The 13,686-nt window shown below is 61.8% G+C and carries 12 protein-coding genes; 11 read left to right on the top strand and 1 reads right to left on the bottom strand.

The window, feature by feature from the left end; genetic code table 11:
* Nucleotides 1-64: 64 nt before the first annotated feature.
* From PKE98_RS00140 to PKE98_RS00110, 7 genes are all read left to right on the top strand, one after another.
* Nucleotides 65-1,315, top strand: coding sequence for a sarcosine oxidase subunit beta family protein (locus tag PKE98_RS00140; RefSeq protein WP_271193204.1), 1,251 nt, complete (start codon nt 65-67; stop codon nt 1,313-1,315).
* A gap of 221 nt (nt 1,316-1,536) precedes the next feature.
* Complete coding sequence (locus PKE98_RS00135; RefSeq protein WP_271193203.1) at nt 1,537-1,851, top strand: sarcosine oxidase subunit delta; 315 nt, start codon at nt 1,537-1,539, stop codon at nt 1,849-1,851.
* Nucleotides 1,848-4,865 (top strand): sarcosine oxidase subunit alpha, encoded by a 3,018-nt coding sequence (locus tag PKE98_RS00130; protein WP_271193202.1) that lies wholly within the window; start codon nt 1,848-1,850, stop codon nt 4,863-4,865. Before PKE98_RS00135 ends, PKE98_RS00130 begins: the two co-directional genes overlap by 4 nt.
* A 36-nt stretch (nt 4,866-4,901) precedes the next feature.
* Nucleotides 4,902-5,531 carry a sarcosine oxidase subunit gamma gene (locus PKE98_RS00125; RefSeq protein ID WP_271193201.1) on the top strand — a complete coding sequence of 210 codons (630 nt, stop codon included), beginning with the start codon at nt 4,902-4,904 and terminating at the stop codon, nt 5,529-5,531.
* A gap of 113 nt (nt 5,532-5,644) precedes the next feature.
* The gene (gene purU, locus PKE98_RS00120; RefSeq protein ID WP_271193200.1) at nt 5,645-6,502 is read left to right on the top strand and encodes a formyltetrahydrofolate deformylase; all 858 of its coding nucleotides are present in this window, start codon (nt 5,645-5,647) and stop codon (nt 6,500-6,502) included.
* Nucleotides 6,503-6,718: 216 nt separating this feature from the next.
* On the top strand, nt 6,719-7,918 hold the full coding sequence (gene fdhA, locus PKE98_RS00115) for a formaldehyde dehydrogenase, glutathione-independent (RefSeq protein ID WP_271193199.1): 1,200 nt from the start codon (nt 6,719-6,721) through the stop codon (nt 7,916-7,918).
* Nucleotides 7,919-8,453: 535 nt separating this feature from the next.
* The gene (locus tag PKE98_RS00110) at nt 8,454-9,026 is read left to right on the top strand and encodes a DUF2780 domain-containing protein (protein WP_271193198.1); all 573 of its coding nucleotides are present in this window, start codon (nt 8,454-8,456) and stop codon (nt 9,024-9,026) included.
* Here PKE98_RS00110 and yihG read toward each other — a convergent pair.
* Entirely contained in the window at nt 9,023-9,913 is an 891-nt protein-coding gene (gene yihG, locus PKE98_RS00105; protein WP_271193197.1) for a 1-acylglycerol-3-phosphate O-acyltransferase, YihG family, read from the bottom strand. The two genes, PKE98_RS00110 and yihG, sit on opposite strands and share 4 nt — an antisense overlap.
* A 177-nt stretch (nt 9,914-10,090) precedes the next feature.
* Here yihG and rloA2 point away from each other — a divergent pair, with 177 nt between their 5' ends.
* The 4 genes from rloA2 (at nt 10,091) to PKE98_RS00085 (ending at nt 13,546) form a co-directional block, all read left to right on the top strand.
* The gene (gene rloA2, locus PKE98_RS00100) at nt 10,091-10,591 is read left to right on the top strand and encodes a retropepsin-like aspartic peptidase RloA2 (protein ID WP_271193196.1); all 501 of its coding nucleotides are present in this window, start codon (nt 10,091-10,093) and stop codon (nt 10,589-10,591) included.
* Between the two features lie 168 nt (nt 10,592-10,759).
* On the top strand, nt 10,760-11,437 hold the full coding sequence (gene creB / locus PKE98_RS00095) for a two-component system response regulator CreB (RefSeq protein ID WP_271193195.1): 678 nt from the start codon (nt 10,760-10,762) through the stop codon (nt 11,435-11,437).
* Nucleotides 11,437-12,858 (top strand): two-component system sensor histidine kinase CreC, encoded by a 1,422-nt coding sequence (creC, locus tag PKE98_RS00090; protein WP_271193194.1) that lies wholly within the window; start codon nt 11,437-11,439, stop codon nt 12,856-12,858. Before creB ends, creC begins: the two co-directional genes overlap by 1 nt.
* A 256-nt stretch (nt 12,859-13,114) precedes the next feature.
* On the top strand, nt 13,115-13,546 hold the full coding sequence (locus PKE98_RS00085; protein ID WP_271193193.1) for a CBS domain-containing protein: 432 nt from the start codon (nt 13,115-13,117) through the stop codon (nt 13,544-13,546).
* The last annotated feature ends 140 nt before the right edge of the window (nt 13,547-13,686 follow it).

Here is a 13,686-nt window from a genome sequence, read left to right as displayed (position 1 = left end):
CCGGTTTGATTTCTTACGCCTCGCGCCAGCAGTCGGCGCGAGGACGCAGCGAGGAGCACCTCTGATGCAACGTTACTCCGGCTTCGGCCTCTTCAAGCACTCGCTCAGCCATAACGAAAACTGGCAGCGCATGTGGCGCAACCCCACGCCCAAACCGGTGTACGACGTGATCATCGTCGGCGGTGGCGGCCATGGTCTGGCCACCGCCTACTACCTGGCCAAAGTGCACGGCATCACCAATGTCGCGGTGGTGGAAAAGGGCTGGCTGGGCGGCGGCAACACCGCGCGCAACACCACCATCGTACGTTCCAACTACCTGTGGGATGAATCGGCGCAGCTTTACGAGCACGCGATGAAGCTCTGGGAAGGCCTGTCGCAAGACATCAACTACAACGTGATGTTCTCGCCGCGCGGTGTTTACAACCTGTGCCACACCCTGCAAGACATGCGTGACTCCGAGCGCCGCGTTAGCGCCAACCGCCTCAACGGTATCGACGGCGAACTGCTGGATGCCAAGCAGACCGCGGCAGAAATTCCGTACCTGGACTGCTCGAAAAACACCCGCTATCCGGTGATGGGTGCCACCGTGCAACGTCGCGGCGGCGTGGCCCGTCACGACGCCGTGGCCTGGGGCTATGCCCGTGCCGCCGACGCCCTGGGCGTGGACCTGATTCAGCAAACCGAAGTGATCGGTTTCCGTAAGGAAAACGGCGTGGTCATCGGCGTGGAAACCAGCAAGGGCTTTATCGGCGGCAAGCGCGTGGGCGTGGTCACGGCCGGTAACTCCGGGCATATGGCCAAGCTCGCCGGTTTTCGTCTGCCGCTGGAATCCCATCCGTTGCAGGCGCTGGTGTCCGAGCCGATCAAGCCGATTATCGACAGCGTGATCATGTCCAACGCCGTGCACGGCTATATCAGCCAGTCCGACAAGGGCGATCTGGTGATTGGTGCCGGTATCGACGGCTACGTCGGTTATGGCCAGCGCGGTTCGTACCCGACCATCGAACACACCCTGCAAGCCATCGTCGAGATGTTCCCGGTATTGAGCCGGGTCCGCATGAACCGCCAGTGGGGCGGCATCGTGGACACCTCGCCGGATGCCTGCCCGATCATCAGCAAAACGCCGGTACCGAACCTGTTCTTCAACTGCGGTTGGGGCACCGGTGGCTTCAAGGCCACACCGGGTTCGGGCCATGTGTTTGCCGCCAGCCTGGCCACTGGCGAGATGCACCCGCTGGCCAAACCGTTTGCGATGGACCGTTTCCACAGTGGTGCGTTGATCGACGAGCACGGCGCGGCTGCGGTGGCGCATTAAACATTCGCCAAAGGCGACAGCTGATGCCCCTCTCCCGCGTGCGGGAGAGGGTGCCCGCAGGGCGGGTGAGGGGCTTTAAGACGGCAAGCGCCCAACCCTCACCCCCGGCCCCTTTCCCGCACGCGGGAGAGGGGAGACAAGCGGGACCGCAGTAGCTGAACAATCCCCTCTCCCGCAAGCGCGGAGAGGGGAGACAAGCAACGAATTCTGGAGGTACGGCCATGCTGCAAATTTTCTGCCCTCACTGTGGCGAGTTACGCGCTGAAGAGGAATTCCATGCGGCCGGCCAGGCCCATATTCCTCGCCCGCTCGACCCCAACGCCTGCACCGACCAGGAGTGGGGCGATTACCTGTTCTTCCGTGACAACCCCCGTGGCCTGCACCACGAACTGTGGATTCACGCCGCCGGTTGCCGCCAGTACTTCAACGCAACCCGCGACACCATCAGCTACGAGATTTTCGAAACCTACAAAATTGGCGAGAAGCCCTCGGTGACCGCCAAACCGAAAGCGGCTGCCCCAGGAGAACAGGCATGAGCCAGATCAACCGCCTGAGTAACGGTGGCCGGATCAACCGTAACCAACCGCTGACCTTCACCTTCAATGGCACCACCTACCAGGGTTTTGCCGGTGACACGCTGGCCGCTGCCTTGCTGGCCAATGGTGTAGACATCATCGGGCGCAGCTTCAAATACTCGCGCCCACGGGGCATCGTCGCCGCCGGTGCCGAAGAGCCTAACGCGGTGCTGCAGATCGGTTCCCGTGAAGCCACACAGATCCCTAACGTACGTGCCACTCAGCAGGCGCTATACAGCGGCCTGGTCGCCACCAGCACCAACGGCTGGCCGAGTGTGAACAACGACATCATGGGCATTCTGGGTAAGGTCGGCGGCGACATGATGGCGCCCGGCTTCTACTACAAGACCTTTATGTACCCACAGTCGATGTGGATGACGTACGAGAAATACATCCGTAAAGCCGCCGGCCTTGGCCGCGCGCCAAAAGAAAATGACCCGGACCGCTACGACCACATGAACCAGCACTGCGACGTGCTGGTGGTCGGTGGTGGTGCTGCCGGTCTGGCCGCCGCATTGGCTGCCGGCCGCGCCGGTGCCCGGGTGATTCTGGCGGACGAGCAGGAAGAGTTCGGTGGCCAGTTGCTGGACAGCCGCGAAAGCCTCGACGGTCGCCCGGCGGCTGATTGGGTGGCCAAAGCCGTGGCCGAACTGAAAGCCATGCCGGAGGTGCTGCTGTTGCCGCGCGCTACCGTCAACGGCTACCACGACCACAACTTCCTCACCATTCACGAGCGCCGTTTCGATCATCTTGGCGAGGTCGCGCCGATGGGCGAGGCGCGCCAACGCATGCACCGTGTACGCGCCAAGCGTGTGGTGCTGGCCACCGGCGCCCACGAACGTCCGCTGGTGTACGGCAACAACGATGTGCCGGGCAACATGCTTGCCGGCGCCGTCTCTACCTACATCCGCCGTTATGGCGTGGCGCCCGGCAAACAGCTGGTGCTGTCGACCACCAACGACTTCGCCTACCGCGTGGCGCTGGACTGGCTGGAAGCCGGCCTGAAAGTCGTGGCCATTGCCGACGCCCGCGGCAACCCCCGTGGCGCCTGGGTGGAAGAAGCCCGCGCCAAGGGCATCCGTCTTCTCACCGGCAGCGCCGTCATCGAAACCCGTGGCAGCAAACGGGTAAGTGCCGCACGCATCGCCGCCATCGATCCGGTCGGCCATAAAGTTACCAGCCCCGGCGAGTGGCTGGAGTGCGACACCGTCGCCACCTCCGGCGGCTACAGCCCCGTCGTGCACCTGGCCTCGCACCTGGGCGGCAAGCCGACCTGGCGTGAAGACCTGTTGGCCTTTGTGCCCGGCGAAGGGTTCCAGCAACGCGTGTGTGCCGGTGCCGTCAACGGCGTGTTCCAACTGGGCGACGTATTGGCCGATGGCTTTGAAGCCGGCGTTAAAGCCGCTGGCGAAGTCGGCTTTGCGCCGGTCAGCGGCGAAGTGCCAAGCGTTGCGGCGCGCAGCGAAGACGCCAGCATTGCGCTGTTCCAGGTACCCCATGAGAAGTCCACCGCCCGTGGTCCGAAGCAATTCGTAGACCTGCAAAACGACGTCACCAGCGCCGGTATCGAGCTGGCCACCCGTGAAGGGTTCGAGTCGGTCGAGCACGTCAAGCGTTACACCGCGCTCGGCTTCGGCACCGACCAGGGCAAGCTCGGCAATATCAATGGCCTGGCAATTGCCGCGCGTTCGCTGGGTATCAGCATTACGCAGATGGGCACCACCATGTTCCGCCCCAACTACACCCCGGTGACGTTCGGGTCGGTAGCCGGGCGCAACTGCGGGGCGCTGTTCGACCCGGTGCGCTACACCGCGCTGCACGCCTGGCACCTGGCGCAAGGCGCCGAGTTTGAAGACGTGGGCCAGTGGAAACGTCCGTGGTACTTCCCGAAAAACGGTGAAGACCTGCACGCCGCTGTAGCCCGCGAATGCAAAGCGGTGCGCGACAGCGTCGGCCTGCTCGATGCCTCCACCCTCGGCAAGATCGACATTCAGGGCCCGGATGCCCGCGAGTTCCTCAACCGGGTGTACACCAACGCCTGGACCAAGCTGGACGTGGGCAAAGCCCGTTACGGCCTGATGTGCAAAGAAGACGGTATGGTCTTCGATGACGGGGTAACGGCGTGCCTGGCCGACAACCACTTCCTGATGACCACCACCACCGGCGGCGCCGCCCGCGTGATGCAGTGGCTGGAGATTTACCACCAGACCGAGTGGCCAGACCTCAAGGTGTACTTCACGTCCGTGACCGACCACTGGGCCACCATGACCCTGTCCGGCCCCAACAGCCGCAAGCTGCTGGCCGAGGTCACCGACATTGATCTGGACCGTGACGGCTTCCCGTTCATGACCTGGAAAGAAGGCCTGGTAGGCGGCGTGCCGGCGCGGGTGTTCCGTATCTCCTTTACCGGTGAGCTGTCCTACGAAATCAACGTGCAGGCCGACTACGCCATGGGCGTGCTGGAAAAAATCGTCGCCGCCGGCAAGGCATACAACCTGACCCCGTACGGCACCGAAACCATGCACGTACTGCGGGCCGAGAAAGGCTTCATCATTGTCGGCCAGGACACCGACGGTTCGGTGACCCCGGACGACCTGAACATGGGCTGGTGTGTCGGCCGTACCAAGCCGTTCTCGTGGATCGGCTGGCGTGGCATGAACCGCGAAGACTGCGTGCGCGAAAACCGCAAGCAGCTGGTTGGCCTCAAACCGGTGGACCCGAACGTCGTGTTGCCCGAAGGCGCGCAGCTGGTGTTCGACACCAAACAGCAGATTCCGATGGCCATGGTGGGCCACGTGACCTCCAGCTACTACAGCGCGAGCCTGGGTTACAGCTTTGCCCTGGCGATGGTCAAGGGCGGTTTGAAACGCATGGGCGAGAAGGTGTTTGCACCGTTGGCCGATGGCCGTTTCGTGGAAGCGGAAATCTGTAGCTCGGTGTTCTTTGATCCGAAAGGGGAGCAGCAGAATGTGTGATCACCCCTCTCTCCACATCTTGCCAGTGAGGTTCGTATGACCGCTATCAACGTTTATCAGCAGCGTCCCGAGGGCGGTAAGGCCGAGTCTCCGCTGTTCCACGCCGGGCTGGCCGATGCCGCTGGCAAGGGAAAAGCCACTGCCGGCATCCAGCTGCGCGAGCGCAAATTGCTGGGCCACCTGACCATCCGTGGCGACGGCCATGACGCCGCTTTCGCCGGCGCCGTTCACAAAGCCACCGGGCTGGAGTTGCCGGGGGCGCTAACCCTGGTCAGTTCAGGCGAAAGCTCGCTGCAATGGATGGGGCCGGATGAGTGGCTGCTGGTAGTGCCCGGCGGCACCGAATTCGAAGCCGAGAAAAAGCTGCGTGAGGCGTTGGACGGTCAGCACATTCAAGTGGTGAACGTCAGCGGCGGCCAGACCATCTTGGAACTTACCGGCAGCAAGGTGCGTGAGCTGCTGATGAAGTCCACCAGCTACGACGTGCACCCGAAAAATTTCCCGGTGGGCAAGGCCGTGGGCACCGTGTTCGCCAAGTCGCAGTTGGTGATTCGCCACACGGCTGAAGACACCTGGGAACTGCTGATTCGTCGCAGCTTCTCCGACTACTTCTGGCTGTGGCTGCAAGATGCCAGTCAGGAATATGGCTTGGCGGTAAAAGCCTGACGCGCGCCTATCTTCTGTAGGAGCCAGCTTGCTGGCGAAGCTCTTTGGATCGCCAAGCGCTTCGCCAGCAAGCTGGCTCCTACGGGAATCTCGATTCTCTCCCGGAGAACAGCATGAGCCGCACCCCCGATACCTGGATTCTCACCGCCTCCTGCCCGAGCATTCTCGGCACCGTGGATGCGGTGACGCGTTATCTGTTCGAACAGGGCTGCTATGTCACCGAGCACCACAGCTTCGATGATCGGCTGTCGGCGCGGTTCTTTATCCGCATAGAATTCCGCCAACCGGAAACCTTCGCCGAGCTGGATTTTCGCGACGGCCTGGCCGCCCGCGTGGCGAGCTTCGGCATGGACTTCGAGCTGACGCCGCCAAACTACCGCAGCAAGGTGGTGATCATGGTCTCCAAGGCCGACCACTGCCTGAACGACCTGCTCTACCGTCAGCGCATCGGCCAGTTGCCGATGGACGTGGTCGCCGTGGTGTCCAACCACCCCGACCTGGAGCCGCTGGCCCGCTGGCACGACATTCCCTATCACCACTTCCCTCTGGACCCGGCCGACAAGCCGGCGCAGGAGCGCAAGGTGATGCAGGTGATCGCCGACACTGGCGCCGAGCTGGTGATTCTCGCCCGCTATATGCAGGTGCTGTCGCCGGAGCTGTGCCGCAAGCTCGATGGCTGGGCGATCAATATTCACCACTCCCTGCTGCCCGGTTTCAAAGGTGCCAAGCCCTATCACCAGGCCTACGAGAAAGGCGTGAAGCTGGTCGGCGCCACCGCCCACTACATCAACAACGACCTCGACGAAGGCCCGATCATTGCCCAGGGCGTGGAGCCGGTGGACCACAGCCACTACCCCGAAGACCTGATTGCCAAAGGTCGCGACATCGAATGCCTGACCCTGGCCAAGGCGGTGGGGTACCACATTGAGCGGCGCGTGTTTCTCAACGCCAGCCGTACCGTCGTTCTTTAACGTTTTCGTAAGGCGAATAAGCGCAGGTTATCCGCCATCGGTGTATCGGCGGATATCGCCGGTGGCGATATTCGCCCTACGGACTGTTTCACCCGAAGAGGGCATTCCGTGCTGCCTTTGCGGCCTCTTCCGTTTCAGACAACAACCTCCAGTGCAGAACCGCGCGGTGCTTTCTGGCCGCGCTTTTGTAATCACAACAACAACGGAGAATCACCTATGTCTGGTAATCGTGGCGTCGTTTATCTCGGCGCGGGCAAAGTCGAAGTGCAGAAGATCGACTATCCGAAAATGCAGGACCCGCGCGGGCGCAAGATCGAGCACGGGGTCATCCTCAAAGTGGTATCCACCAATATCTGCGGCTCCGACCAGCATATGGTCCGTGGCCGTACCACCGCGCAGGTCGGCTTGGTGCTGGGCCATGAAATCACCGGTGAAGTCATCGAGAAAGGCAGTGACGTCGAGCACCTGAAAATCGGTGACCTGGTGTCGGTGCCCTTCAACGTGGCGTGCGGGCGTTGCCGCTCGTGCAAGGAACAGCACACCGGTGTGTGCCTGACCGTAAACCCGGCACGTGCCGGGGGCGCGTATGGCTATGTGGACATGGGTGATTGGGTGGGTGGCCAGGCCGAATACGTGCTGGTGCCCTATGCCGACTTCAACCTGCTGAAGCTGCCGGACCGCGACAAGGCCATGGAGAAGATTCGTGACCTGACGTGCCTGTCCGACATTCTGCCCACCGGTTACCACGGTGCCGTGACGGCCGGCGTGGGCCCGGGCAGCACGGTGTATGTGGCCGGTGCCGGGCCGGTGGGTCTGGCGGCGGCCGCTTCGGCGCGTTTGCTCGGTGCGGCGGTGGTGATCATTGGTGATGTGAACCCGGTGCGCTTGGCCCATGCCAAGGCGCAGGGGTTCGAGGTCGCCGATCTCTCCACCGATACGCCGCTGCATGAGCAGATTGCGGCGCTGCTCGGCGAGCCGGAAGTGGACTGTGCGGTAGATGCGGTGGGCTTTGAAGCCCGTGGCCATGGGCATGCCGGGGCGCAGCATGAGGCGCCGGCTACGGTACTGAACTCATTGATGGGTGTGGTGCGGGTGGCGGGCAAGATCGGCATTCCCGGTTTGTATGTGACCGAGGATCCGGGTGCTGTGGATGCGGCGGCGAAGATGGGCAGCCTGAGTATTCGCTTTGGCTTGGGTTGGGCGAAGTCGCACAGTTTCCATACCGGGCAGACGCCGACCATGAAGTACAACCGCCAGTTGATGCAGGCGATTATGTGGGACCGGATCAATATTGCCGAGGTGGTGGGGGTGCAGGTGATTAGCCTGGATGATGCGCCGCGTGGGTATGGGGAGTTTGATGCGGGGGTGCCGAAGAAGTTTGTGATTGATCCGCATAAGACGTTCAGTGCGGCGTGAATTAGGAGGCAGCCTACGGGCTGCCTTTTTTTTGGGCGGTGTTTCGGGTGGCGCCGCTGGTGTTCGCTTCCCCCCGGATCGGCTCCCTCTGCCCGCTTGCGGGAGAGGGTTGGGGTGAGGGCTTTTTTCCTACGGGACCGCATGCGCTGAGCGTTTGGTTTCGCGCCTTACGCGCGAGTTTCTTTTTCCAGTCGCCGAAAAAGAAACCAAAAAGGCTTGCCCCCACCTTGGGTTTTCACTGCGTGAAAACTTCCCTCCCTCCTTCGTCGCTCCAAGGGCCGGGCTGAAGGGCCATCCATGGCCCTCATCCCTCTTCGCGGCTCCCGGCCGCTACGACCCCTTACGCAACGACTCCACTCGGCCTGCGCTCAAGGGGCGGGTAGATCACAAGCCAGATCAACGTCCACGGCGCGGCGCGGTGCGCCTTGTAGGAGAGGCTTCAGCCTCGAGCTTTTGAGGGCATAATTCGCCCCTCGGGAACATCACCTGTTCCCTCCAGTCCAACCGCTCTCTATTCCCCGCCGAGGTTTTAACGATGTCCGCTTCCCGCCGTCTGGTTTTGCTTGCTGCGTTGTCTGTGCTGAGTTGCCAGGCGTTTGCGTTCAATCTGAATGATGCTGCCAGCCTCTATTCGGCGAGCCAGGGTGGTAACGGGGGCGACAAGTCGGCGGCGTTGTTGAGCAATCCGCAGAATCTGCAGTTGCTGGCTGCGCTCAAGCAGTTGAAGGTCACTCCGCAACAGGCGGTGGGCGGCACCGGCGCTATGTTGGGGCTGGCGAAGAATCAGTTGCCGAACAATGAGTACAGCCAGCTGACGCAAACCGTGCCGGGGCTCTCGAAATTTGAAGGGGCCAACGGCCTGGCGCAGTTGGGTTCGTTGAGTGGTTTGCTGGGCAAGTCGGCGGGCAAACCGGTGAGCCCGGAGGCGACGGCTGCGGTGGCCAATGTGAACAACCCGCAGGATTTGAGCGCGGCCTTCGGCGCCCTGGGGATGGACAGCGGCATGATCGGCCAGTTTGCGCCGCTGCTGTTGCAGTACCTGGGTCAGCAGGGCGTCGGCAATTCGCTGCTCGGTAACCTCGGCAGCCTGTGGACGCCGGCTAGCTAAACCGACGCTTCGTTTTTAAGGGTGCTCAACAGGGCATCCTTTTTTGCCCAGCGCTCGGATATCCAGGTCTGCATATACACGCGAAATTGCGGGTCGTTCTGGTAGTCGCCTTGCCACAGCGCCGGGTCCATCGGCAGCGTCTGGATATCCACCACCACCTTGGGCACGCGCCCGCACAGCAGGTCCCAGAAGCCAGGAATGCGTTCACCGGGGTAGAACACGGTGATGTCCAGAATGGCGTCCAGCTGTTCGCCCAGACTTGCCAGCACAAAGGCCACGCCACCCGCTTTGGGTTTTAGCAGGTGTTTGTACGGCGACTGCTGCTCGGCTTGCTTGGCGGGGGTGCAGCGGGTGCCTTCGAGATAATTCACTACGCTGACGGGCAGGTTGCGGAATTTTTCGCAGGCTTGCTGGGTGATCAGCAGGTCTTTGCCGGCCATTTCCGGGTGTTTGGCCAGGTAGGCCTTGGAGTAGCGCTTCATAAAGGGGTAGTCCAGCGCCCACCAGGCCAGGCCCAGCAGTGGCACCCAGAGCAGTTCTTTTTTCAGAAAGAATTTGAAGAACGGCGCCTTGCGGTTGAAGGCCTGCATCAGCGCGGGAATATCCACCCAGGACTGGTGGTTGCTGATCATGAGGTAGGAGCGGTCCATGCGCAGTTCGGTGTCGCCGCGGATTTCCCAGACGGTGGGCAGGCACAGGGCGAAGATGAATTTGTCGATATCCGACCAGGTTTCGGCAATCCAGACCACGCCAGCCGAGCAGGCGGCTTTGAGCCGGCCAGGCAATACCAGCTTGAGCACAGCCAGGATCATCAACGGACCGATCAACACCAACGTGTTGAGTAAAAGCAGCAAGGCGACGGTCATACCGGTGAGCAAACGGCGCATGTAGGCTCCTAACTAAGCGCAGGGGGCCAATGATAATCAGGCCTGGCACGCCTTCCAAGTCGCTGGCTGGAAGTTGGGCCGCCACACTGTTGTTCGCCATTGGCTACATTTTCTTCACCTGATTTCCTGTATGAAGGGGGCACATTGAGCCCCATAACGTCTGGAGTGAGCTGATCCGTGAAATCTTTTCTTGCCGTGTTGGCGCTTGTCGCGCTACCCGTTCTGGCCGCCGAGCCAACCGTTTATGGCCGCTACGAGTACATCAAGCTGCCGGAGCTGGACCAAACCTTCAAAGCCAAGATGGACACCGGCGCCCTGACCGCCTCGCTGTCGGCCAAGGACATCGAACTGTTCAAAAAAGATGGTGATGACTGGGTGCGTTTCCGCCTGGCCACCAAAGATGCCAGCGACAAGGTGTACGAGCACAAGGTGGCGCGGGTGAGCAAAATCAAGAGCCGTTCCGACGAGGAAGACGGCGAAGAAGGCGCAGCCATCGCCAAACGCCCGGTGGTGGCCATGCGCATGTGCATGGACGGCGTGAGCCGCATCATCGAGGTGAACCTCACCGACCGCAGCAGCTTCAACTACCCGCTGCTGATTGGTGCCAAGGCGTTGCGTGAGTTCGATGCGGCGGTGAACCCGGCGCGGCGGTTTACGGCTGGGCAGCCCAAGTGCTGAAGTAAACTCGCTTTAACCGACATTCTGAATTCCCGCCTGCGCGGGAATGACGGTGGTTTAAGCATTTACTCCGTCATCCCAGCGCAGGCTGGGATCCAGAATATCCGTCGTTACGTCAACCGCCCGGTGGTAAATTGAGCGCCTTGCCCTTCATGCTGCAGGACGCACATGCCAACCATTCTGCTGGTCGAGGATGAAGCCTCGATCGCCGACACCCTGATCTATGCCCTGCAAAGCGAGGGCTACACCACCCACTGGCTGACCCTGGCCGGTGAGGCGCTGGCCTATCAGCAAAGCACCCCGGCCGATCTGCTCATTCTGGACGTCGGCCTGCCGGACATGACCGGCTTCGAGGCCTGCAAACAGCTGCGGCGTTTTTCCGAGGTGCCGGTGATTTTCCTCACCGCGCGCAACGCCGAAATTGACCGCGTGGTGGGTTTGGAAATCGGCGCCGATGATTACGTCACCAAGCCCTTCAGCCCCCGTGAAGTGGCGGCGCGGGTCAAGGCCATTCTCAAGCGCGTGCAACCGCGTGCCGTTTCTGCGCCAGCCCCCGCCGGTGTGTTTGCCGTGGATGCCGAACGGTTTCAAATTCATTACCACGGCCGCCTGCTCGGCCTCACCCGCCACGAATTCCGTTTGTTGCACACCTTGCTGGCGCAGCCGCTACGGGTGTTCAGCCGCGAGCAGTTGCTTGACGGCGCCGGGGTGCCGGCCGAGGCGGGGTATGAGCGCAATATCGACAGCCATATCAAAAGCCTGCGCGCCAAGCTGCGTCAGGTGGCAGCCGATGCCGAGCCGATCCAGACCCATCGCGGCCTGGGCTACAGCATCAAGGTGGACTGATGCCGCTCGGGATCCGGATCTTCCTCGTCTACTTTGTGTTCGTCGGCCTCTCCGGTTGGTTTGTGCTGAGCACGGTGATGGACGAAGTCCGCCCCGGCGTGCGCCAGACCACTGAAGAAACCCTGGTGGACACCGCCAACCTGCTAGCCGAACTGCTGCGCGATGACTTGCGCAGCGGCCGTTTGGACCAGGCCCATTGGCAGGAGCGCTTTCAGGCCTATGGCCAGCGCCAGCCGGCGGCGCAGATCTGGGGCATGACCAAAAGCGAAGTCAGCCACCGCATTTACGTGACCGACGCCCAGGGCAAGGTGTTGGTGGACTCCAGCGGTGAAGCGGTGGGCCAGGATTATTCCCGTTGGAACGATGTGTACCTGACCCTGCGCGGCCAGTACGGCGCACGCTCCACCCGCGAAGTGCCGGACGACCCGGAAACCTCGGTGATGTATGTGGCCGCGCCGATCAAGGACCAGGGCAAGATCATCGGGGTTATTTCGGTGAGCAAACCGAGCCGTACCTTGCAGCCGTATATCGAACGCTCACAGATGCGGCTGGCCTGGTTTGGCGCCGGGCTGATCTTTCTCGGCCTGCTGGCGGGCGGCTTGCTGTCCTGGTGGTTAAGCGCGTCGTTGCGGCGCCTTACCGATTACGCCCAGGCAGTATCGGCGGGCGAGCGCAGCCCGCTGCCGGCCTTGCAGGGCGGCGAGCTCAAGCAACTGGCCGAGGCGCTGGAGCATATGCGCAGCGAGCTGGAAGGCAAGGCCTACGTCGAGCGGTATGTGCACACCCTGACCCATGAATTGAAAAGCCCGCTGGCGGCGATTCGTGGCGCGGCGGAGTTGCTGGAAGGCGACATGGCCCCGGCGCAGCGCCAGCGCTTTGTCGGCAATATCCAGACCGAAAGCGCACGCCTGCAGCAGTTGATCGAGCGGCTGCTCAATCTGGCCTTGGTGGAACAACGCCAGGGCCTGGACGAGCGTGTGCCCTTACCCTTGCGTGCCCTGGTGGACGAGCAGCTTCACGCACAGGCCGCGCGCACCCTGAGCTTGCAGGTGAGCAATCAGGTGCCGGCCGAGGTGCAGGTGCTGGGCGAGCGGTTTCTGTTGCAACAGGCGCTGGCCAATCTGTTGGACAACGCCCTGGACTTCACCCCGGCGGGCGGCCAGGTGCGCTTTAGTGTTGAGCCGCAAGAAGGCGTGGTAACCCTGGTGGTGTTCAACCAGTGCGCGCCGATTCCGGACTACGCGCTGTCGCGCCTTACCGAACGTTTCTATTCCCTGCCGCGCCCCGTCAGTGGTCGCAAGAGCACTGGCCTTGGCCTCAACTTTGTGCAGGAAGTGGCCAGCCTGCATGGCGGTGCTATAACAATTGGCAACGTTGCGGGTGGTGTCGAGGTGCGGTTGAGCCTGCCGCTGGTGCGATGAAAGCTGCTGCGCTCGGTGAGGCGGCGTTAAAAACAGGTTCAAATGCTCATTGGCTACAGCCAACTTTTTGCCTTGCCTGACCGTAGCTCGCTACGCTTTCAAACAGTCAGGGGCCGTTTTTAGCGCTGTAACCGCTGCGCAAAGCCTGTTCAATAGTGTTGCAACCGGCGCGCGGGCCGACGGGCCCGCGAAGTTGGCACTAAACGTGATAGCTAACTCGGGCAGCAACAACAAAAAAAGCCACAGGAGTCAGGGTATGAAAACCGTTGCGGAAATCCTCAAAGCGAAAACCCGGAACAGCATTTTCACTGTCAGCCCGGAAACCTCGGTGCTCGAGGCGGTCAAGCTGATGGGTGAGCTGGGCATCGGTGCCTTGCTGGTGACCGACGGCGGCGAGCTGGTGGGCATCGTCAGTGAGCGTGACTACGTGCGCAAAATCGCCATGCTCGAACGCGCCTCGTCGGCCAAGGTCAGTGAAATCATGACGGCCAAGGTGATTACCGTGAGCCCCAAGGAGGGCAACCGTCACTGCATGCAACTGATGACCGACGGCCACCTGCGGCACTTGCCGGTGATGGAAGACGGCAAGCTGATTGGCCTGTTGTCCATTGGCGACCTGGTGAAAGACATCATCTCCGAGCAGGAGAGTTTGATTAATCATCTGGAGCAATACATACGCGGCGAATAAGCGCCGCGTATGTGCGTAGGAGCTAGCTTGCTAGCGAAGCTTTTGATCTAGATCTTGGTCTTGCGCCAAGCGCTTCGCCAGCAAGCTGGCTCCTACAAGTTGGATGCACTCTTCATCGAATCTCCACCGTCTCTCCATAT

Origin of the sequence: Pseudomonas turukhanskensis, from assembly GCF_027922365.1 — a bacterium.
Lineage (GTDB): Bacteria > Pseudomonadota > Gammaproteobacteria > Pseudomonadales > Pseudomonadaceae > Aquipseudomonas > Aquipseudomonas turukhanskensis.
Note: the sequence above shows the minus strand (reverse complement) of the source record. Positions and strands in the feature narration are given on the sequence as shown.